This window comes from Arthrobacter sp. NicSoilC5 (assembly GCF_019977395.1).
Classification (GTDB): Bacteria; Actinomycetota; Actinomycetes; order Actinomycetales; family Micrococcaceae; genus Arthrobacter.
In genome coordinates this window covers 3565991-3586811 of sequence record NZ_AP024660.1, presented here as the reverse complement: position 1 = coordinate 3586811, position 20821 = coordinate 3565991, and the positions used below count along the sequence as shown (strand labels likewise).

At 66.7% G+C, this 20821-nt stretch carries 21 protein-coding genes; 11 read left to right on the top strand and 10 right to left on the bottom strand.

Annotated features, from left to right (window positions below):
• Positions 1 to 42 precede the first annotated feature (42 nt).
• The 3 genes from LDO22_RS16870 to LDO22_RS16860 all read left to right on the top strand — a co-directional run bounded on the left by LDO22_RS16870 (position 43) and on the right by LDO22_RS16860 (position 6047).
• Positions 43 to 3807, top strand: coding sequence for a DNA polymerase III subunit gamma and tau (locus LDO22_RS16870; RefSeq protein ID WP_224024746.1), 3765 nt, complete (start codon positions 43 to 45; stop codon positions 3805 to 3807).
• Between the two features lie 73 nt (positions 3808 to 3880).
• Positions 3881 to 4480: a recombination mediator RecR gene (recR, locus tag LDO22_RS16865; RefSeq protein ID WP_141158226.1), complete on the top strand. Its 600-nt coding sequence runs from the start codon at positions 3881 to 3883 to the stop codon at positions 4478 to 4480.
• A 208-nt stretch (positions 4481 to 4688) separates the two neighbouring features.
• The gene (locus LDO22_RS16860) at positions 4689 to 6047 is read left to right on the top strand and encodes an aspartate kinase (protein ID WP_224024744.1); all 1359 of its coding nucleotides are present in this window, start codon (positions 4689 to 4691) and stop codon (positions 6045 to 6047) included.
• 81 nt (positions 6048 to 6128) lie between these two features.
• Here the strand turns inward: LDO22_RS16860 and LDO22_RS16855 are convergent, their stop codons facing one another.
• Both LDO22_RS16855 and LDO22_RS16850 read right to left on the bottom strand, forming a co-directional pair.
• Positions 6129 to 6344, bottom strand: coding sequence for a hypothetical protein (locus LDO22_RS16855; protein ID WP_159633488.1), 216 nt, complete (start codon positions 6342 to 6344; stop codon positions 6129 to 6131).
• A 117-nt stretch (positions 6345 to 6461) separates the two neighbouring features.
• Entirely contained in the window at positions 6462 to 6704 is a 243-nt protein-coding gene (locus LDO22_RS16850) for a hypothetical protein (protein ID WP_224024742.1), read from the bottom strand.
• Between the two features lie 78 nt (positions 6705 to 6782).
• On the opposite strand from LDO22_RS16850, the gene LDO22_RS16845 reads away from it, so the two are divergent.
• The 4 genes from LDO22_RS16845 (at position 6783) to LDO22_RS16830 (ending at position 9143) form a co-directional block, all read left to right on the top strand.
• A complete protein-coding gene (locus LDO22_RS16845; RefSeq protein ID WP_159633494.1) occupies positions 6783 to 7256 on the top strand; it encodes a MarR family transcriptional regulator in 474 nt (157 codons plus the stop codon).
• A gap of 75 nt (positions 7257 to 7331) precedes the next feature.
• Positions 7332 to 7904 (top strand): SSI family serine proteinase inhibitor, encoded by a 573-nt coding sequence (locus LDO22_RS16840; protein WP_159633497.1) that lies wholly within the window; start codon positions 7332 to 7334, stop codon positions 7902 to 7904.
• 4 nt (positions 7905 to 7908) lie between these two features.
• On the top strand, positions 7909 to 8814 hold the full coding sequence (locus tag LDO22_RS16835; RefSeq protein WP_224027271.1) for a 3-methyladenine DNA glycosylase: 906 nt from the start codon (positions 7909 to 7911) through the stop codon (positions 8812 to 8814).
• Entirely contained in the window at positions 8811 to 9143 is a 333-nt protein-coding gene (locus LDO22_RS16830) for a serine protease inhibitor (RefSeq protein WP_224024740.1), read from the top strand. Before LDO22_RS16835 ends, LDO22_RS16830 begins: the two co-directional genes overlap by 4 nt.
• A 100-nt stretch (positions 9144 to 9243) precedes the next feature.
• On the opposite strand, the gene LDO22_RS16825 is transcribed toward LDO22_RS16830, so the two are convergent.
• Positions 9244 to 12375 (bottom strand): S8 family serine peptidase, encoded by a 3132-nt coding sequence (locus LDO22_RS16825; protein ID WP_224024738.1) that lies wholly within the window; start codon positions 12373 to 12375, stop codon positions 9244 to 9246.
• A 249-nt stretch (positions 12376 to 12624) separates the two neighbouring features.
• Positions 12625 to 12810 carry a hypothetical protein gene (locus tag LDO22_RS16820; RefSeq protein WP_159633506.1) on the bottom strand — a complete coding sequence of 62 codons (186 nt, stop codon included), beginning with the start codon at positions 12808 to 12810 and terminating at the stop codon, positions 12625 to 12627.
• 272 nt (positions 12811 to 13082) lie between these two features.
• Between LDO22_RS16820 and purS the strand changes: the two genes are divergently transcribed.
• The 3 genes from purS to purL are packed head-to-tail and all read left to right on the top strand — an operon-like array spanning position 13083 to position 16415.
• Positions 13083 to 13334, top strand: coding sequence for a phosphoribosylformylglycinamidine synthase subunit PurS (purS, locus tag LDO22_RS16815; RefSeq protein WP_015935902.1), 252 nt, complete (start codon positions 13083 to 13085; stop codon positions 13332 to 13334).
• Between the two features lies 1 nt (position 13335).
• Complete coding sequence (gene purQ / locus LDO22_RS16810; protein WP_224024736.1) at positions 13336 to 14109, top strand: phosphoribosylformylglycinamidine synthase subunit PurQ; 774 nt, start codon at positions 13336 to 13338, stop codon at positions 14107 to 14109.
• Positions 14106 to 16415, top strand: coding sequence for a phosphoribosylformylglycinamidine synthase subunit PurL (gene purL / locus LDO22_RS16805; protein ID WP_224024734.1), 2310 nt, complete (start codon positions 14106 to 14108; stop codon positions 16413 to 16415). The genes purQ and purL overlap by 4 nt, the downstream gene beginning before the upstream one ends.
• A gap of 71 nt (positions 16416 to 16486) precedes the next feature.
• Here purL and LDO22_RS16800 read toward each other — a convergent pair whose 3' ends face one another.
• The 5 genes from LDO22_RS16800 to LDO22_RS16780 form a co-directional block, all read right to left on the bottom strand.
• Positions 16487 to 17428 (bottom strand): hypothetical protein, encoded by a 942-nt coding sequence (locus LDO22_RS16800; protein ID WP_224024732.1) that lies wholly within the window; start codon positions 17426 to 17428, stop codon positions 16487 to 16489.
• Between the two features lie 175 nt (positions 17429 to 17603).
• Positions 17604 to 17897 carry a DUF503 domain-containing protein gene (locus LDO22_RS16795; RefSeq protein WP_159633515.1) on the bottom strand — a complete coding sequence of 98 codons (294 nt, stop codon included), beginning with the start codon at positions 17895 to 17897 and terminating at the stop codon, positions 17604 to 17606.
• 15 nt (positions 17898 to 17912) lie between these two features.
• Positions 17913 to 18233 (bottom strand): putative quinol monooxygenase, encoded by a 321-nt coding sequence (locus LDO22_RS16790; RefSeq protein WP_159633518.1) that lies wholly within the window; start codon positions 18231 to 18233, stop codon positions 17913 to 17915.
• A complete protein-coding gene (locus LDO22_RS16785) occupies positions 18230 to 18778 on the bottom strand; it encodes a DUF1990 domain-containing protein (RefSeq protein ID WP_224024730.1) in 549 nt (182 codons plus the stop codon). Before LDO22_RS16785 ends, LDO22_RS16790 begins: the two co-directional genes overlap by 4 nt.
• Complete coding sequence (locus tag LDO22_RS16780; RefSeq protein ID WP_224024729.1) at positions 18771 to 19184, bottom strand: MmcQ/YjbR family DNA-binding protein; 414 nt, start codon at positions 19182 to 19184, stop codon at positions 18771 to 18773. Before LDO22_RS16780 ends, LDO22_RS16785 begins: the two co-directional genes overlap by 8 nt.
• 45 nt (positions 19185 to 19229) lie before the next feature.
• Between LDO22_RS16780 and LDO22_RS16775 the strand changes: the two genes are divergently transcribed.
• Complete coding sequence (locus tag LDO22_RS16775; RefSeq protein WP_224024727.1) at positions 19230 to 20264, top strand: 2-oxoglutarate and iron-dependent oxygenase domain-containing protein; 1035 nt, start codon at positions 19230 to 19232, stop codon at positions 20262 to 20264.
• Between the two features lie 24 nt (positions 20265 to 20288).
• On the opposite strand, the gene LDO22_RS16770 is transcribed toward LDO22_RS16775, so the two are convergent.
• A complete protein-coding gene (locus LDO22_RS16770) occupies positions 20289 to 20714 on the bottom strand; it encodes a CoA-binding protein (protein WP_224024725.1) in 426 nt (141 codons plus the stop codon).
• Positions 20715 to 20821 lie beyond the last annotated feature (107 nt).

Sequence of the window (20821 nt, the reverse complement as noted above, 5' to 3'; positions counted from 1 at the left end):
CAGGGCGGCATGATGTCAGCCCGGATTGGTAGGGTTTTCTCTGTGACAGTTACTACCGCCCTGTACCGCAGATACCGTCCCGACTCGTTCGCTGACGTTATTGGCCAGGAGCATGTCACCGAGCCGTTGATGACGGCTTTGCGGAAAAACCGCGTCAACCACGCCTACCTTTTCTCGGGCCCCAGGGGCTGCGGCAAGACCACGTCCGCCCGTATCCTGGCCCGCTGCCTCAACTGCGCCCAAGGCCCCACGGACACTCCCTGCGGAACCTGCCCCAGTTGCGTTGAGCTGGCCCGCGGCGGCTCGGGTTCCCTCGATGTCATCGAGATTGACGCCGCGAGCCATGGCGGTGTTGACGACGCCAGGGACCTCCGCGAGCGCGCCACCTACGCCCCCGTGCGGGACCGCTACAAGATCTTCATCATCGACGAAGCCCACATGGTCACCTCCGCCGGGTTCAACGCCCTGCTGAAGATCGTGGAAGAGCCGCCGGAACACATCAAGTTCATCTTCGCCACCACAGAGCCGGACAAGGTCATTGGAACCATCCGTTCCAGGACCCACCACTACCCGTTCCGGCTGGTGCCGCCGGAGCCCCTGATGGCCTACCTGGAGCTTCTGTGCCGCCAGGAAAACGTTCCCGTCGCCCCTGGCGTCCTGTCACTGGTCATCCGCGCCGGCGGCGGCTCCGTCCGCGATTCGCTCTCCGTCCTGGACCAGCTCATGGCAGGCGCCGGACCCAACGGGCTGGACTATGAGCTCGCCGTGGCCCTGCTCGGCTACACCCACGCTTCACTGCTGGACGACGTCGTGGAAGCCGTGGCTGCTTCTGACGCCGCCACCGTTTTCCGCGCCGTGGACCGGGTCATCCAGACGGGCCACGATCCCCGCCGGTTCGTAGAGGACCTGCTGGAGCGCTTCCGCGACCTGATCATCGTGCAGGCCATGCCCGAGAGCGCCCACGCCATCCTGCGCGGGATGCCGGCGGACCAGATCGCCCGGCTGCAGAACCAGGCCCACAACCTTGGCGCGGCGGAGCTTTCCCGGGCCGCTGATGTTACCAACACGGCCCTGACCGAAATGACCGGGGCCACGTCCCCCCGGCTGCACCTGGAGCTGTTGTGCGCCCGGATCCTGCTGCCCAGCGCTGAACAGAATGAGCGCGGCATGGCAGCCCGGATCGACCGGGTGGAGCGGCGGCTGAACTACGCCGGGAACGACGTCGGTGCTCCCGCCACGGCAGCGCCGGCATCGGCGGAGGCGCCGGCGGCGTTCCAGCCAACACCAGTCCAACCAACGGCAGTCCAGCCCACGGCACCAGCTGCCACTCCCGCCGGCTCCCCGCTGGATTCCCAGCGCGCGCACCAGCCGGCCGCCCCGGAGCCTTCTGCCAATACTGCTGCGGCCCACCCTTCCGCAGCCCAGGCTGCAGGGGCCCAATCCGCGTCCGCCCAGGCCGGACCGGCTGCTCCCGCCTGGCCCGGTTCCGGGGACGAACAGGTTGCTCCCGCCCCTGACGGCGCCCGCAGTCCCCTGACACCCCCGCGGGTCAGCACCAGCGACTGGCCCGTCGAGGAACCGTCCCGGCCCCGGACACCACAGGGCCCCCAAGGTTCTGCCCCCGGCGCGGGGACCACCAACCCCACCCAGCGGGCCTCTTCAGGGCCGCAAGACCATGCAGCGCTGCAGGCCCAAGACAACGCAGCGCCCCAGGCCCAAGCCCAAGCCCATGCAGCACCGCAGGGACAGGAAGACCGGCCGGCGCCCGGCCAGGCCGCAGCCACTCGCGTCCCGGACCGGCCGCAGGCCCAAAGCGACCAGGTGCCAGCCAGCCACGGGCCTGGCAGCAACTCCCCCGGCGCCCAAACGCCAGGCCAGCAGGTGCAAGGCCAGCAGGTGCAAGGCCAGCAGGCCCCTGTTCATCAGGCTCCCGCAGCGCACCACCAAGCACCCGGCGGGTCGTCCCCGGCCAACCCCCCGGCCATGGGCGACGTCGAGGTTCTTCGCAGGGCCTGGCCGGATGTCCTGCAGGCGCTGTCCAAAATTAAGCGCAGCACCTGGGCCCTCGTTGAACCCAATGCGCAGGTCCAGGCGTTCGACGGCAGTGTCCTGACCCTGTCCTTCACCACGTCCGGCCTTGCCGGCGCCTTCGGCAGGGCGGACCATTCGGACAACCTGCGCCAAGCCATCCACAAGACCGTCGGCATTGACTGCCAGATCCAGGCGGTTGCCGGCGGCGCCAGCCAGGCGAGCTCTGAGCCAAACCCAAAAGTTCCCGCCAGCCCGGTGGTTCCGGCCACCTCAGCTGACGTTGCCTGGGGCCTGGCCCCTGCCTCTGCCTCTGCCTCTGCCTCTGCCTCTGCCTCTGCCTCTGCGCAGGCAACCCCAGCGGTGCAGGTACCCGCTGCAGCGGCGGGCACCGGAACGCCGCTGGGCGGTAGTTCCGGAAGCCCAGCCGCTGCCGGCAGCTCCCCCGCCGCGGGCAGCACCGCCCCTTCCGGCAGTTCGGGAAGTTCTGCTGTTGCCGCAATCCCGTCGGCCGCACCTGCAGCCGCCCCTTCAACTGCCGCCCCTTCTACTGCCACCCCTCCGGGTGCCCCCTCTCCGGGGGCACGCCCGGCGGCCGACGCCAACGCGAGGGGCAACCACGGCATGGATCCTGCGGGGTCTGGCCCCAGTGCCACTGCCGGTGCCAGCACCCGGGCTGCAGGGACCGCTGCCACTGCCGGCACGAATTCAGCCCACCCCGGGTACCCGCCTGCCGGAGGCGACTATTCCTACTCCGATGACGATTGGGGACCGCCGCGGGATGAGGACGCTCCCCCGCTGGATGAGGAACCCCCCATGGACTGGGAGCCCTCCGCACGTCCGGGCAACCGGCCGGCACCACCTTCCCCTGCCACTGGCGCCGACCAGGCGGCAGGCGGCGCCCACCCTGCAGCTGCCGCGCGCCCCCAGGGGACTGGTGGCCCGGGCTCGAGCACCGCTTCCCAACCCGCTGGCCAACCGGCTTCCCTGCCTGCTGGTGCCGCCCACGATCCCTGGACCCGGGCCGTGGAACAGGCACCCGGCGTATGGGTAGTGGGAGACAAGAGCAACGTCGGCGCCAAGCCGGCACCTGCATCCGCGAATGACAACATTGGGGCGTCCGCCAGCGTCCCCCATTACGAGCCCGCAACCGCCCAAGTGCCGCCCTCCATTCCCGTGGCCCCGGCAGCCATGGCTGCTGCCGCAGCGGGGCCAGACTGCGCTGCGGGGGCAGTTTTCGGCTCCAGCCGGACGGAGCCGGATGCGGGGCCGTACCAGGCCCAATCCCCGGATCCTTCCCCGGTACCCGAGTTCGCCATGGCGGCCGCCGCACCTGCCCCGGTCACCCATGCTTCGGCTGCCCAGGGCGCTGTTGCCCAGGCACCGGTTCCACAGCCAACCGCTTCCCAGGCAGCGGTTGCACAGGCGGCGGCGCGTGCGTCCGTTGCGCAGGCACCGGCCGCACCCTCCCGGCCGCAGCCGGGAAATGCCGTGCCGGCTTCTGCAGGAACTTCTGCACCGGCGGCCGGACGAACGGAAACGCGGCAAAGCCTGTACCAGCGGCTATCCAACAGCCCCGAAGCTGAGGCAGGACGGGCCAAGGCCCCGGCCAGGGCCGCCGCGGCGCCGAGCGCCTACGTCCAGGACATACCAAGCGCCGACGATGAAACCATCGAGGAATCAGGCGTCTTCGGACGGGCCGCCGTCGAACGCATCCTGGGCGGGAAACTGATCGAGGAACGGTCCCTGGACGGAAGCCCGGTCACTCCACGCTATTGATGGCCCGGCCTGCCGCCGGGCCTTGCCGACCGACTGATCCATCCGCTATCCACACCAAGCTAAAGAGGGAAACGTGTACGAAGGTGCTGTCCAGGAGCTGATCGATGAGCTTGGACGCCTTCCGGGCGTGGGGCCCAAGTCCGCACAGCGGCTGGCATTCCACATCCTTGAAGCCGACCCCCAGGACATGAAACGGCTGGTTGAGGCCATCACCACCGTCAAGGAACGGGTGAAGTTCTGCACCGTCTGCGGCAACGTCACGGAGCAGGAACTGTGCAATATCTGCCGCGATCCCCGCCGCGACCCCGCCGTGATCTGCGTCGTGGAGGAGTCAAAGGACGTCCTGGCGGTGGAGCGCACCCGTTCGTTCCGTGGCCGGTACCACGTGCTCGGCGGGGCCATCAATCCCATTGCGGGCGTGGGACCGGAGCAGCTGCGGATCCGCGAACTGCTCACCCGGCTTAACGACGGCGAGATCCAGGAAGTCATCATCGCCACCGACCCCAACCTGGAGGGTGAGGCAACGGCCACCTACCTGGCCCGGATGCTCAAGACGATCGGCATCGCAGTGACCCGCCTTGCCTCCGGACTTCCCGTGGGCGGCGACCTGGAGTATGCCGATGAGGTCACGTTGGGCCGCGCCTTCGAAGGACGCCGGAACGCCCTGGGCTGAGGCACCCGGCGGCCTCCCGCCGTCGTACTCCCGCCGGGCCGGACGTGCCGCAGCCCTGCCCGCGGGTACCACGGCGCCCCATGGCCGGAATGTGGTCACAATTCAACGTCCCTCCGGGCGCGGCGATAAACTGTGGAGGAAAGCCGCGCCGTCCAGCGTCAGGCTGCCTGGCCTCCAGAACTCCAATTGATCCGATGAAGGTACGCGCATGAGTACGCCCACCACCGAAGTGCACAACGCAACACAGCCGCTGGCGGCACCCGCCTCCGGCGCGGTGACCAAACAACTCATTGTGCAGAAGTTCGGCGGCTCCTCCGTCGCGGACGCTGACGGCATCAAGCGCGTTGCAAAGCGCGTCGTGGATGCCCAGCAGGCCGGCAACGAGGTCGTGGTGGTTGTCTCGGCAATGGGCGACACTACGGACGAGCTCCTGGACCTCGCCGCACAGGTGACCGACTCCGCCCCCGCCCGCGAAATGGACATGCTCCTGTCTGCCGGCGAGCGCATTTCCATGGCGCTGCTGGCCATGGCCATCAACAAGCTCGGCGCTTCCGCCCAGTCCTTCACCGGGTCCCAGGCCGGCATGATTACCGACGGCATCCACGGCAAGGCGCGGATCATCGACGTCGACCCCCACCGCATCCGCACCGCCCTGGACAAGGGCAACATCGCCATCGTGGCAGGCTTCCAGGGCATGACCCGGGCCACCAATGAAATCACCACCCTGGGCCGCGGGGGTTCCGACACCACGGCCGTGGCACTCGCGGCAGCCCTCGAAGCGGATGTCTGCGAGATCTACACCGACGTGGATGGCATCTTCACCGCCGATCCGCGCGTTGTCCCGTCAGCCCAGAAGATCGACACGATCTCCAGCGAGGAGATGCTGGAACTGGCGGCCTCCGGCGCCAAGATCCTCCACCTGCGCTGCGTGGAATATGCCCGCCGGTTCGGCGTCCCGCTCCACGTCCGCTCCTCATTCAGCCAGCATGAAGGCACCTGGGTCATCCCCAGCGCCGACGACAAGATCACCACTCAAGAGGGAGTTGCCTTGGAGCAGCCAATCATCTCCGGCGTTGCGCATGACCGTTCCGAAGCGAAGGTCACCGTGGTCGGCGTCCCCGACATCCCCGGCAAGGCCGCCGCAATCTTCCAGGTCATCGCCGACGCGCACTCGAACATCGACATGATCGTGCAGAACGTGTCCACCCACGGCACGGGCAAGACCGATATCTCCTTCACCCTGCCCATCGTTGAAGGCGCCGATGCCCTGGCCGCCCTGCACGCCGCGCAGGACCAGATCGGCTTCGAGGCCATCGAATACAACGAGCAGATCGGCAAGCTGTCCCTCATCGGCGCCGGCATGCGGTCCCACCCCGGCGTCTCGGCCACGTTCTTCAAGGCACTCTCCGACGCCGGCATCAACATTAATATGATCTCCACCTCGGAAATCCGCATCTCGGTGGTCACGCACGCCGATCTGCTGGACGAGGCCGTGCGCGTCATCCACAAGGCGTTCGGGCTCGACACCGAAAGCGAAGCGACGGTATACGGCGGCACCGGCCGCTGATGCCAACGAAAAGCCGGGCGCCCTTTCCTCAAAAGGAGAAGGCAGCCCGGCTTTTTTGTTTCTGGAAGCATCCAGGAAGAATCAGGTTTCGCGTTCCAAATCTTCACGGCGTACCGCGTAGTGGTGGCCGGTTGAGTCGGTCTCCACCACGAAATGCGAAAGGTCCTCTTCCGAGGCCTGCTCGAATTCGTCGTGTTTGTGCACCACGGGCGCGTCGGCGTCCAGTCGGGTGGCAGGACCAAAGACGAAGCGCAGCCTGTCAGTCAGGCCCATGAAGCTGGTGAGGACATGTGCCACTGTTTTCCACCCCCTTCCCGACCATCGGGCGAAAGTGCAGCAGGCCCCGGCAGGAGCCAGTGCCCCCATTTTATGCCCGGGACGCGGAAAAGGCTCCGGCGTAAATCGACGGAATCGCTACCGCAGGGAGCGGTCTTCAGGATTCCGTGGGACAACATACGTGCTGCCGTCCGGCCTGGTGATGGTCTCCCACTGTTGGGTCTCCGCCTGGCGCTGGGCCAGCAGGAGGCGGTTCTCGTCAGTCATGTCGTGCGCCAGCGCGGTGCGGCTGGCGGGACCGAAAACGGCCCGCAACTTGCCGGTGGCGCGCATGAAGCGCTGGGAGGCATTGCCCTTGTCCGCGGACCTGTCCCTGCCCATGAAGAGGTTCCTTCCACTCACTGTCCAACCTGCCACCAATGTACACTAATCATTAGTGCACTAACAATCGGAGGACCAATGACTGCCACAGCGGCAACGGACTCAAAAGAAACCGACGCAGCACACGAGGAAGACCTGCTCCTCGAACATCAGCTCTGCTTTGCGCTGACCGTGGCTGCCCGCAGCGTGGTGGGCGCCTACAAGCCCGTGCTCGAGAAGCTGAACCTCACCCATCCCCAGTACCTGGTCATGCTCTGCCTGTGGGAAGACAGCCCCCGCACTGTCCGGAACATCAGCGAAGCCCTGGCCCAGGAACCGGCCACCATCTCCCCGCTCCTGCGCCGGCTGGAAGCGGCGGAACTCATCACCCGTCGCCGTGCGGACGGCAATGAGCGCGCGCTCGCCGTCGAACTGACACCCAAAGGCGCCGCACTGCGGGAGCAGGCGCTCCGGGTCCCGGGGACCATGATGGAGCGGCTGGGGTTGACCCGCGGACAGGTCACCGAACTGCACGCGTCCATGATGGGGCTGATCGCCGCCACCTCCCAGTGAGTGATTGCGGCCAAACGGAAACCTGCCGCCGTACGCCAAGCGACTAGAATTACTGGACGAAGGAGAGGTGGCCTGATGCGGAAATTTCGGATGCTCGCGGCATTCCTGGCGGTCGGCGCCGGGCTGATCTCCGGTTGCAGCGGCACCCCTGACAGCGGCACCTCCAAGGGCACAGCGCCTTCCTCCGCCTCAACCTCCACGGCCCCGGGAAGCTCCCCGGGCTCTGCAGCTCCCTCCCCTGACACCGAAACTTCAGTGCCGGCTCCTGCCCCCGCCACGTCACGGCCAAGCAATGGCCCGGGGAAGGGGAACGCTGAACTCGCCATCACCCTGGTGCCGTCCCCGGGCGCGCCCGAGGTCAACTACACCCTGGTCTGCTCCTCAGGCGAGCCGGCCGCGGAAAGCAGCCATCCCAACGCCGCTGCCGCCTGCGCGGCGCTGAAAGCCAATCCGGCCATCGCCGCTCCGGCCGCGCCAGGAACCTCACAGCCCTGCACCCAGCAGTATGGCGGCCCCCAGACAGCCGCCGTCACGGGCATGGTGGACGGCGTCGCCGTGGAGTCAAAGTTTTCGCGGACCAACGGATGCGAGATCAGCGCGTGGGACGCTGCCAAGGACGTATTGGGCGCATCCGGTGGAGCCTCTTAAGCTCCTGGCGGCGGACAGTGCGCAGGCAAGGGAAGAGGCCCACCTGCAGCGCGTCAGCCGCTATGCCGATCCATACCTGGCCCGGCGGTCCGCGGGACAGAAACACCCGGTGGAAGACTTCCTCTTCACCTACTACACCCAGAAGCCCGGCCAGCTGAAGCGCTGGCACCCCGGTGCCGGCGCAGTCCTCACCGGCGCCCAGGCAGCCGGACGGCTCGGCTGGAAGCATTACCGGGCGCTCGACGACGGCGAGCTTGCCGCCCTGGGGCTGGCTGCGGGAAGCACCGCGGTCACCTTCGACCGGCACGCCTTTTTGGCCGACCGCAGGGATGCAGTGGCCTTCGCCGGCATCATCCTCCGCGGCACCGCCGCCAGGCCGGCGCAGTTTGGCTGCTTCGGACTGCACGAGTGGGCCATGGTCTACCGGCAGGACAAGTTCGACCTCCGGCATGAGTACCTGCGGCTGCGGTTGGGTGCGGCCGGTACGGACAAGGTGGTGGAGGACAACAGGATCCGCTGCACCCACTTCGACGCGTTCCGGTTCTACACCCCGGACGCCATCCCGCTCAACGAGCATTCGCCCAGCCGGGAATCGCAGCGGCACATGGAGCAGCCGGGATGCCTCCATGCCAACATGGACCTCTACAAATGGGCCTATAAACTGCTGCCGGCGCTGCCCAGCGAGCTGGTGATGGACTGCTTCGAACTGTCGTGGCGGATCAGGGCCATGGATATGCAGGCATCCCCCTACGACCTGGCCGACTGGGGGTACCCCGCCATCCCCATTGAGACGCCCCATGGCAAGGCCGCCTATGTTGAGCACCAGCGCTCTTTCGCAGCGGAAGCGGGTGCACTGCGCGAACGGCTGGCAGCGGAACTCGGGGTCATCGCGGAAGGAGCGCCACGGTGATAGACCTGACCATCAGCATCCGGGACCACCCCGACGCTCCCGAATACGTGTTCCGGCTGGTATCAAAGGACGGGCACCCGGCTGCCGGGACCACCCTGCCCGAGCCCGTGGCCGCCCTTGCCGCCGTGGAGCGGTTCGGCGAAGACATCTTTTTCCCCAAGCCGGGGCCGCCCAAACTGTGCACGCAGCAGTACGGGGGCCCGCAGGTTGCCGTGGTCACGGGTATGTACCGTGGGCGCGCCGTCCACGCGGCCTTCTCCCGTACCGACGGCTGCGAAATCGCCCGCTGGAAAGCCATGGGCCCCCTGCTCGGCGGGACGGCCACGTAGCTTCCTGCGGCAGCAACGAGCCAGGAACGACAGCGGCCGGAACGAAAAAGGTCCCGGGCGGCCTGACGACCACCCGGGACCTCCCCCCATGTCTTCCCGGTCAGGCGGCGGGTACCGCCTGCGCCAGGCCAAGCTGGGGAGCGCCGGCCGGGGCGGGCGCGGAGCCCGGTCCCACCTGCACGTTCACCCACGTTTTGATGCCGTTGCTGCCAAGGCTCAGCCGTGAGAGGTAGGAACCGTCAGCAAGGCCGGTCCAGTTCAGCGTCGCCGAGGTGGCGGTTCCGTTCGGCGCCACGATGGGGTTCGGGTTCACCGTGAGATTGCCCGCGTCCCCGGCGAAGGTCACGGCCTGGACGGAGGCCGTGGCGGGGCCGTTGTCAGGTGTGGCGTACAGGTTGGCCACCACATAGTAGGTTCCGGGACGGGGTGATTCCAGGTCCAGGAACTCACTGGCGGATGCTGTTGCCACCTGGGTGGCCGTGAGGCCACCCGCTCCGTTCGGGGCGTAGACCACCATGTCCCAGTCGACGTCGTTCGACTGCGCCTGGATGCCGAGCCGGGCAAACGACGTGCCGGCCGGCACGTTTACCTGGACCAGGGCATTGTGCGCATCGTTCGTCGGGGCATACGCGCCCGGCGTCTTGGTGATGGCGGTCTGGCTCAGCGGCGCCAGTCCTTCGACGGCGACGGCGATGGGATTGTCCGAACCGGAGACAAGCTCCATGGTGCCGCTGCCGGTGCCCGTGGCCGAGCTGAAGGTGAAGGACGGGGCGATCTGGGCGTCAACGGGGCGGATGGCGATTGGTGACGCCACCGTCCGGGGCCCCTTCCAGGTGAGGCTTCCCGTGCTGAATTTGCCCATTGGTGCGCTGACGTTCCGGATGGTCAGGGTTACGTCACGGGTCTGGCCTGCCTTGGCGAAGTTCAGGGCCTTGGGTTCGACGTTGACGTTGAAGCCCGGCATGTTCACCTCGGGACGGTACATGCCCGGCACCAAGGCGGTCACCTTGCGCTTCACCTGGACCTCTCCAACCAGGCTGCCCAGGGCGATCGAGGGCAGGTTGAGGTCGCGGGCGGCGATGGTGCCTGCCTGTGGCGCTCCGGTCTGCACACCTTGTCCATTCAGGAAACCAAGCCAGTCCTGGATGCCGGAGTCGTAGACCAGCCCGGGATCAAGCACCCGAGTGGAGTCGATGTGGCCGGCGCCGCCCTGGAACGGATCCGTATTGGGGGTGCCATCGGCGTTGACCAGCGGAAAGGCCGTGGTCATCATGGCGGACTTCACCCTGGCGGGGGTCCATTTGGGCTGCTTGCCCAGCACCAGCGCGCCGAAACCGGCGATGTGCGGGGCTGCCATGGAGGTACCGGACATGAATCCGAACTGGGCGCCGTGGTTGCCGATGGTGGAGACGCCGGCCAGGACGTTGACACCGGGGGCAGAGATGTCCGGCTTGAGCAGGTCACCGCCGGAGGCCAGGGTGGGTCCGCGGGATGAGAAGCCGGCGATCTGGGGTGCGGCTGCCGGGGGCAGGCCGGTCAGGTCGCCCTTGACCAGGCTGACGGTCAGCGCCGGGTTGGCTTCCAGCTTGGATTTCAGTTCCAGGCTCTTGGGGGCATTGACGTGGACGGTGGGAATGACGTGGTTGTCGGCGTCCTCGGAGCTGCTGGTGAGGTTGACCAGGATCATGCCCACGCCGCCCTTGGCCAGGACTTCCTGGCTCTTGGCGGTCCGGTCCACTACGCCGCGGTCACAGACGACTACCTTGCCCGCCACTTTGCCGGCGTCAAGCGTTCCCGGACCGCAGAGGTTGGGGTTGGCCGCGCCGGGGGCCGCCGCAGCAGCAGCCACGACAACGGGCTTGTCCGCCACTTCCGACTTCATGATCGACGCGCCGCGGTACAGCGACCCGTCGGACACCTTGACCGTTCCCAGCAGGTCACTGGGGAAGGTGGACGCAGCAACCGTGGTCAGCCACGGGGACGCGTGGTTCACCGTGGAAGCGGTCGGGCCGGAGTTTCCGGCGGAGGCCGAGACGAAGATCCCGGCGGCCGCAGCGTTCAGGAATGCCAGCGCCACAGGGTCGGTGGTGCTGTTGTTGTTGCCCGAAATGGAATAGTTCAGGACGTCGACGCCGTCCTTGATGGCCGCGTCCACGGCCTCAACCGACGCCGAGGAGTAGCAGCCGCCCGTGTCCGGGTTGGTGTCCTCCCAGCAGACTTTGTAGACCGAAACCTTGGCGGCGGGGGCAATGCCGGAGCTCTTTCCGAAGCTGGCTCCGTCGATGACCTGTTCGATGTTGGCGTTGCCGGCGGCCGTGGTGGCGGTGTGCGTGCCGTGGCTGCCCACGTCCACCGGGGAGATCTGCTCTTCCGGGGCACGCTCTCCCGGGGGCACATACTGAAGGAAGGAATCCGCGAAGTAGCGGGCGCCGATGACCTTGGAATTGCAGAGGGATCCGTCAAAGGACGCCCCGGTCCCCTGGCCTTTTTGGCATTCGCCCTCGAAGGTTGTGCCGTCCGCTTTGAGCATGGCAATCCTGCCGTCACCGGTGCGGTAGGGAACGCCGACCTGCGGGTCGCCCTGCAGCGGCTTCAGCAGTTCGCCCTGCAGGAAGGGGTTGTCCGGCGCGTAGCCGGAGTCGATGACGCCCACCACAACGCCCTTGCCGGCGTTGGCTTCGCCGCCGAACTGCTGGGCCCAGGCGCCGTCGGGGCCGGTGAGCTTGAGGAAGTCGGTGGTGGTGTAGTCGGGCTTGTTCTCGACGTCCGGTGCCACGGCCAGGACCCGGCTGTCCTTTGACAGTGCTGCGGCCTGCACTGCCGTCAGTTCCGCCGTGAACCCGTTAAGGGCTGCGGTGTACTGTTTGGCGGGGGTGACGCCCTGGGCCGCTGCAACGTCCCGCTGCTGGGTGCGCAGGTGCGCGTCGTACGCCTTGTAGTTGGGACTGCCGGCGTCGAGCTTCCTGCCCAGCTGGGGCTTGGTCGCACCAAGTCCTGCAGCTCCCCCTTCGTAGGCCGCGGCGGCCGGACCGGCGAGTACCACAATGTACCGGCCGTCCTTGAACTGACTGTCCTTTGCGCTGGAGGAAACATTTCCCGGGCCTTGGACGCCAGGCGCCGCCGAGGCGGGAGCCACGGCCAGCGAGCTCAGGATCAGGGGCAGCCCGACGGCCAGCGCGGCCGCCTTCCGGAGTCCCCCAGCCCGCGAAGGGCTCTTTCCAGTTGATTTCACGTGCAACCCTTTCACGATGTGCGGCCCATACTTGGTGGGCGCCCCAATGACTGGCACTGCAGAGGGAATTACAGGTTTTGTAATTTGCCGCGACCAGACTGTTCACAGAGTACAGACTGATAGCGCGATATGACATAGAGCACATTTAAGAAAATTCCGCTTGTCATACGGGGAACACCGAAGGAGTGCGGAACTAAAAAAGGGCGCCCCGAAGGACGCCCTGCAAGGAGCGGAGGAAGCCTGCCCGTGCTACTGGCGGGGAGTGCGCACCACATCACTGATCCATTGCCTGGTCTTTTCATCCACAGGCCCGGCCACCCGGGTCTCGCGGGCCAGCCGGTCCGCTTTCACCTTCTGGAACACCATCCGGCCCAGACCGGCGAACACGGCAGCGGCAACCACCGGCAACAGCACGGACTTCGAATTCTCAGCCATCCAGCAATCCTAGTGAAGGCCTCCCGGCAACTCCAGAACCAGCCAAAGAACGGCCGTGCGGCCCCGGCGTTTCGCGCGGCTCCGCTGCAGGGAACCGCGCGATTCAAAGGGATGCGCCCGGGCCGGTAGAATGGGAGAGCAAGCTCGCGGAGCGCCCGACCTCATGGTGAACCAACGCAGGTGACCCCCTTTGTCCCCGGCACCCCCGGTACGGCGTGAGACGGCACCACTCCGCTGCGCCCTTACCCAAGCTCACGCACAGGAGTTGCCGGATGCCCCGGATCGTTGTTGACGTCATGCCCAAGCCCGAGATTCTGGACCCCCAGGGGAAGGCAATCGTTGGCGCTCTCCCCCGGCTGGGCTTCACCAGCTTCAGCTCTGTCCGCCAGGGCAAGCGTTTCGAACTGACGGTCGACGGCGAGGTGACGGAGGAAATCCTGGCCCAGGCCCGCGACGCGGCAGAAACCCTCCTCTCCAACCCCGTGATCGAGGACGTCGTCAACGTCGAGGTCGTCGAGGCCTGAGATGACTGAACTTCCCCTGATCGGCGAAGCTGTCGCTGTCGCGGCGGAACCGCGCCTCGCCGGCGCCCGCATCGGCGTCGTCACCTTCCCTGGAACCCTTGACGACCGGGACGCTGCCCGAGCCGTGCGCCTCGCCGGTGCCACCGCCGTCGAACTTTGGCACGGCGACACCGAACTCGGTGACGTGGACGCCGTCGTGATTCCCGGCGGCTTCTCCTACGGCGACTACCTCCGTGCCGGCGCCATTGCCCGCTTCGCGCCGCTGATGTCCAGGATCATCGACGCCGCCAACTCCGACGCCAAGCTGCCCGTCCTGGGCATTTGCAACGGCTTCCAGATCCTCACCGAGTCGCACCTGCTGCCCGGCTCGATGATCAAGAACGACCACCTGAAGTTCCTCTGCCGCGACCAGGTGCTGCGCGTGGAGAACACCAACACCGCGTGGACGCTGGACTACCAGGCCGGCCAGGAAATCACCATCCCGCTGAAGAACCAGGACGGCCAGTACATCGCCGACGAAAAAACCCTGGACGCCCTTGAGGCCGAGGGCCGCGTCGTCTTCCGTTACGTGGGCTTCAACCCGAACGGTTCCCGCCGGGACATCGCCGGCATCTCCAATGCCGCCGGCAACGTGGTGGGCCTCATGCCGCACCCGGAGCACGCCGTGGAACCGGGCTTCGGCCCCGAATCGCTGGACGGCATCGGCGGGTCCGATACCCACGGCCTCGGCTTCTTCACCTCCGTACTGAACAAGATTGTGGGAGGCGACAAGTGACCACCGAAACCACCAAGAAGTTCAACATCGACACCGTCGAGAACGCTGCCAAGACTCCGGACACCGAGCTGCCCTGGGCCGAGCTGGGCCTGAAGCAGAACGAGTTCGACGAGATCGTCAAGGTCCTGGGCCGCCGCCCCACCGGCGCCGAACTGGCCATGTACTCCGTCATGTGGAGCGAGCACTGCTCCTACAAGTCCTCAAAGAACCACCTGCGCCAGTTCGGCCAGAAGGTCACCGAGGAAATGAAGAAGGACATGCTGGTGGGCATCGGCGAAAACGCCGGCGTGACCAACCTGGGGGACGGCTGGGCCGTGACCTTCAAGATCGAATCGCACAACTCGCCGTCGTTCGTTGAGCCCTACCAGGGCGCCGCGACCGGCATCGGCGGCATTGTCCGCGACATAATCTCCATGGGCGCCCGCCCGGTCGCCGTCATGGACCCGCTGCGCTTCGGCGCCATCGACCACCCGGACACTGCCCGCGTCATGCACGGCGCGGTGGCGGGCATCGGCGGCTATGGCAACTCCCTGGGCCTGCCCAACATCGGTGGAGAGATGGTCTTCGACTCCGTCTACCAGGGCAACCCGTTGGTCAACGCCCTGGCTGTCGGCGTCATGCGCCACGAGGATATCCGCCTGGCCAACGCCTCCGGCAAGGGCAACAAGGTGGTCCTGTTCGGTGCCCGCACCGGCGGCGACGGCATCGGCGGCGCCTCCGTGCTGGCCTCCGAATCCTTTGACGACACCAAGCCCTCCAAGCGCCCCGCCGTCCAGGTGGGCGATCCCTTCGCGGAAAAGGTCCTCATCGAGTGCTGCCTGGAGCTCTTCAAGGGCTCCCTGGTGGAAGGCATCCAGGACCTCGGCGCCGCGGGCATCTCCTGCGCCACGTCGGAGCTCGCCTCCAATGGCGACGGCGGCATGCAGGTTGAGCTGACCTCCGTCCTGCTGCGCGATCCCACGCTGACCCCGGGCGAGATCCTGATGTCCGAGTCGCAGGAACGCATGATGGCCGTGGTGACCCCGGAGAACGTGGAAGCGTTCGAAGCCGTCATGGACAAGTGGGCCGTGGAGTACTCCTGGCTGGGCGAGGTGACCGATACCGGCCGCCTGATCATCACGTGGGAAGGCGACGTGATTGTCGACGTCGATCCCCGCACCGTGGCGCACGACGGCCCGGTCTACGACCGCCCGTTCGCCCGCCCCGAGTGGCAGGATGCCGTCCAGGCCGACACCTTCACCGGCTCGGTGCAGGATGCCGGCCGCCCGGCCGCTCCGGCCGAGCTGGCTGCGGCCGTGACTGAACTCGTGGCCTCGCCGAACATGTGCTCCAAGTCCTGGATCACCAACCAGTACGACCGGTACGTGGGCGGCAACACCTCCATGGCATTCCCCGACGACGCCGGCGTGGTCCGCGTTGACGAGGAAACGGGCCTGGGCGTGGCCCTGGCCACTGATGCCAACGGCCGCTACACCTACCTCGATCCGTACCACGGTGCCCAGCTGGCACTGGCCGAGGCCTACCGCAACGTCGCCACCGCGGGCGCCATCCCCATGGCCGTCAGCGACTGCCTGAACTTCGGTTCCCCCGAAGATCCGGACGTCATGTGGCAGCTGGCAGAAGCCATCCGCGGCCTGTCCGACGCCTGCATGGTGCTGGGCATCCCGGTTACAGGCGGCAACGTCTCGCTGTACAACCAGACGGGCACCACGCCCATCCACCCCTCCCCCGTGGTGGCGGTCCTGGGCAAGCTCGACGACGTTGCGCGCCGCACGCCGTCCGGCTGGCGTGAAGATGGCCAGGCCATCTACATGCTGGGCACAACAGGCGCCGAGCTGGACGGCTCCGAGTGGGCCAACATGCGTGGCCACTTGGGCGGGCAGCCGCCGAAGGTTGACCTTGAGGCAGAACGCGCCCTGGGCGAGATCCTGATCAACGCTTCGCGCGACGGCATGATCGACTCCGCGCACGACCTCTCCGAGGGCGGCCTCGCAGCTGCGCTGGTTGAGTCCTCGCTGCGCTACGGCGTGGGCGCCCGGATCGCCTTGCAGGACATCATGGACCGGGACGGCGTGGACCTGTTCACGGCGCTCTTCTCTGAGTCCCAGGGTCGCGCCATTGTGGGCGTCCCGCGGTCCGAGGAAGTCCGCTTCACGGATATGTGCACCGCCCGCGGCTTCGCGCACACCCGCATCGGCGTGGTCGACGCGGCCAGCGGCAAGCTGGAGATCAACGGCGTGGAGGGCCTGTCCCTGGACGCCCTCCGTGAAGCCCACGAAGGGACGCTGCCGAAGTACTTCGGCTAGCCCCCCACCCATCGACTGCTCCGTACTTGTCGTTTTGACCCGTCAGAACGACAAGTACGGAGCACTCGTTTTTATAAACCCCTTCGCCAGCCGGCCTGTGCCAGGGCAACAAGAACTTTGGCTGCGGCCGGTTTCGCATCGTTGACCATGTGGCGTTTGGAAATCCTGACCTCCGTCCACCCCAGGGCGGCGTACCGTTCAGAGCGCGTTATGTCCCTGGCGATCTGGCTTTCATCTCCGTGGTGCTCGCCCTCGTACTCGATTCCGATCCTGTATTTGCGGTAAGACAGGTCCGGTTCATGGTGCCTGACGCCGTCCTCAGTGATGATCGGAACGTTCAGCTCGGGCTCGGGCAGGCCTGCGCGGACGATAGCGAGCCGGAGCATCGTTTCCTGGGCCGAATCCGATCCGACCCGGATGAGTTCCAGGGCCTCCTTGGCCTTCCGGAGGCCCCGCTTTCCCCGGTGCCTGTCGATGGTCCGCTGCAGGTCCCATATGCTGCACAGCGGCAAGTCGCGGCCCTCGAAGTCGGGGCGCGGAGCACGGACACAGGCGTCCCCCATGGCCACGATTTCATCCACGGACAACAACTCGGCCATGTCGAGCCAGGTCCGGGCAGGCGTTGTCACCGGAATTCCGTTAAGTGTGGCGACCTCATCCTCAAACAGCTTCATGCGGTGCACGATGACATGGGGCCTGTCCAGGTGGGCTGCACCCTCGGGGCGGATGAGGTGGTAATCGTCATAGGCCTCGTCCTGGCGCCGCTGCGGCAGCGAATGCAGCTCCGCAGCCGTCACGTGCGAGGCTGCACACAGCTCGTTGACCTCGATAAAGGGCCGAACCCGAACGCTTAAGGGGAGCTCCGTCGTCGTGCCTTCCACCCTGATGCCCCGGCCACGGTATGTCAGCGACCCGTGCCGCCAGCGGCGCGGGGAGACTCCGGCAACCGAAGCGTCAACAAGAGTGAAGGGGCGTCCCCGGAGTTCCTCCGGCAGCGGGTGTGGGGTCTTCATCGATCCATGAGAGCAGAATCCCGACAACACCCGCAGAAGTTATCCACACCCTCCATCCATTGCTGAGCAGATGTCGTTTTGGCGCGTGAAAACGACAAGTTCTCAGCAATCGATGGGTGGGCCCACGCCGCCAGGGTTCCCTGGCCGAGCTTGCGAGGCGAGGGTGGCGGTGGGGCTAGTCTTCGCTGTGGAGCTCGCGCTGGCGGGCGCTGAGCAGCTCGATCTCGGGCCGGCCGGCCACAAAGCGTTCGACGGCGGCCAGCACCTCCATAAGGTGTGGCCGGTCCGCTGCCACCAGGCCGACGCCGAGCTGCGTGCGCCGGTACTGGCTGTGGTCCCCTACCTCGGCGACCGACACCTCAAAGCGGCGTTTGAGCTCGGCCAGGAGCGGCCTGACGACGGACCGTTTCTCCTTCAGGCTGTGAACGTCGCCAAGGAGGATGTCGAACTCGATCCAGCCAATCCACATGGCTCCGGACCTTCCCTACTCGATGGTGAGCTCGCCCATCCGGTCCCAGCCGTCGCCGTCGAGCTGCCGGCTGACGATCCTGGGGGTTTCGGCGAGGGCCTGCGGCATGTCCGTCATGGCCTTCTTGAAGTGGCCGCTGTTCACGTGGTCGCCGGCGGCATCGTCCTTGAAGGCTTCCACGAGGACGTATTCGTTGGGATCGTCCAGGCTGCGGGACCAGTCGAACCAGAGGTTGCCGGGTTCCTTCCGGGTGGCTTCGGTGAAGTCCGCCACGAGGGCCGGCCAGCGCTCGGACCACTCGGGCTTGACCTTGAACTTGACGACGATAAAGATCACTGGGATTTTCCTTCCGCGGCGAGACTGCGTGCCCCTTCAATGTACCGGGAAGTAACGTAGCGCTGCGCCGCACGGGTCACCACGCCGCCGGCCGCGTAGAACCAGTTGGCAGGCCTGCTGAACGCCCGGATCCGCAGCCATACTTCACCCTGGCTGTTGATCTCCACTTCAAAGGATTCCTCCCCTCGGGCAGGGTGTCCGGGCAGCGTCCCGTAGCCAAAACCCGCCGATTGCGGCACGCCGTCCGGCGTCGGCTCATGGACCCACACCACCTGGCAGGGGGCCGGCAGGCGGAAGGGCCCGACGCCGAATCCGCTCACCACGCGTGCGCCGGGGACCGCCTTTGGCGAATCCGCGCGGACGCGCAGACCTGCCCGCCGCTGCAGCTCCCAGGCCAGGATGCCGTCCGCCACGCGACGGTAAACGTCCAGTCCGGTCCCCAGGCGTGCCTCCTCAAGGACACGGCCGTATCCTTCGGGAGCGCTGCCCTGTTCCGTGCCTCCCACTCCCGGGTAGTTCAGCCTGGCCGCGGCCCTGTCAGTCAATGCTGCCTTCCTTCCCGAGGCGCGCCCACCCCAGTTGTTCCTGCTGCTTCCGGCTCAATCCTGACACCACCAGGTCGTAGGAGTCCTCCACCATGTCCCTGACCATCCCGTCCGGCAACGAACCGTCAAGGCGGACACCGTTCCAATGGGTCTTGTTCATGTGCCATGCGCCGGTAATCGCCGGGTGCACCGCCCGCAGCTGCACGGCAAGGGCCGGTTCGCACTTCAGGTTCACGTAAAAGTCGTCCTCATCCATGGATGACAGGGCAAACAGCTTGGCCTCGTGGCGGGTGCCGCCGGCAATGTGGGCCCGGACCTTGAAGACCGATGTTTCCGGTCCGAACGGAAAATCTTCGTAGGCTCCCGGAAACGAAAGGCAGATCGTCCGCAGCGCGTTTGGGTCCATGAAGGAAGCCTATAAAGCAGGCCTGCACAGTGCTAGTCTGCGAGGATGTCACGCGACCAGGGAGCCATACCTGTTCTGGATCTGAGTACCGCACGGCAGCCCTACGGGCCCTTCAGCCCGGAGTTCATCGAGCAGCTGCGGCATGCCACCCACGATGTGGGCTTCTTCCAAATCACCGGCTACGGGGGCCGCCCTGGCCAGGCAGAAGAGCTGCTGGACCTCCTCGGGCGCTTCTTCAACCTGCCGCTTGAGGAGCGTATGAAGCTGGACAACCGGCTGTCCCCGCACTTCCGCGGCTACACCCGGATGGGCACCGAAGTGACCCAGGGCCGGGCGGACGCGAGGGAGCAGATCGACTACTCCCCGGAACGTGAGCCGGTGAAGGACTACCCGGAGGACCAGCCCTATTGGCTGCTGCAGGGGCCCAACCTCTGGCCGGACGAGGCGTTCCCCGGGCTCAGGCCTGCCGCCATGGAGTGGGCCGAGCTCATGTCGGAGGTAGGGATGGAGCTGCTGCGGGCCATCGCGGTGTCGCTGCAGCTGCCGGAGGAGTACTTCGATGAACCGTTCCGGGACACCCCGGCGTGGATGGGCAAGCTGGTGCACTACGTGGGCGGCGTGGTGGAAGCCGCCGGTGACCAGGGTGTCGGTTCGCACGCCGACTACGGGTTCGTGACTCTCCTGCTCCAGGACGGCGTGGGTGGCCTGGAAGTACTGCCGCCCGGCACCAGCCAGTGGTTGCCCGTGGAGCCCCTTCCGGGAGCCCTGGTGGTGAACCTCGGCGAGATGCTGGAGGTAGCCACGGAGGGATACCTCGCAGCCACTATCCACCGCGTCCAGGCCCCGCCGCCGGGTGTGGACCGCTACTCGGTACCGTTCTTCTGGTCGCCCCGGCTCGATGCGGTCATCGAACCGGTTCCGCTGGCTCCCGGGCTGAAGGCGGCGGCCCGGGGCATCACGGACGATCCCGCCAACCCGCTGCTGGCTTCCTTCGGAATGAACATGCTCAAGGGCCGCATGCGCGCACACCCTGACGTCACAGAGCGGCACTATCCTCACTTAACGCAGGGCCGGAGCTGATTAACTGCCGGAGCCGCTGAAGCTCTACAGATTGTACTTCCAGGCGAGCTGCGCCGGGCAGGCGTTCATCACCACGTCGAGGCCGGCCGCCTTGGCGCGCTCCGCCGCCGCCTCATCGATGACGCCCAGCTGCAGCCAGACGGCTTTGGCCCCCACGGCAATGGCCTGGTCGACCACGCTGCCCACCTTCTGCGAATTCACAAAGCAATCCACGACGTCGATGGGCTGCTTTTCGGCCGGGATGCCGGCCAGGGTGCGGTACCCGGTTTCGCCGTGGACAGCATCGCCGGGCAGGTTGACGGGAATGATGTCCATGCCAAGCTTGTCGCGGATAAAGAGCGAAACATCGTAGGCTGCGCGCCACTCATTGGTGGTGAGGCCGACGATGGCCCAGCGGCCCTTGGTTCGCATGAGGCGTTCAATGACTGCAGAATCGTTCGTGTGGCCCATGGGATCAGCCTACGCTCCCCGCTGGAAGTCCTGAAGGACCGAATAAAAGAACGAATACAGCAACGTTGGGCGCCTGTGAACGAATATTAAGCGGCGGCTGCGAGAGT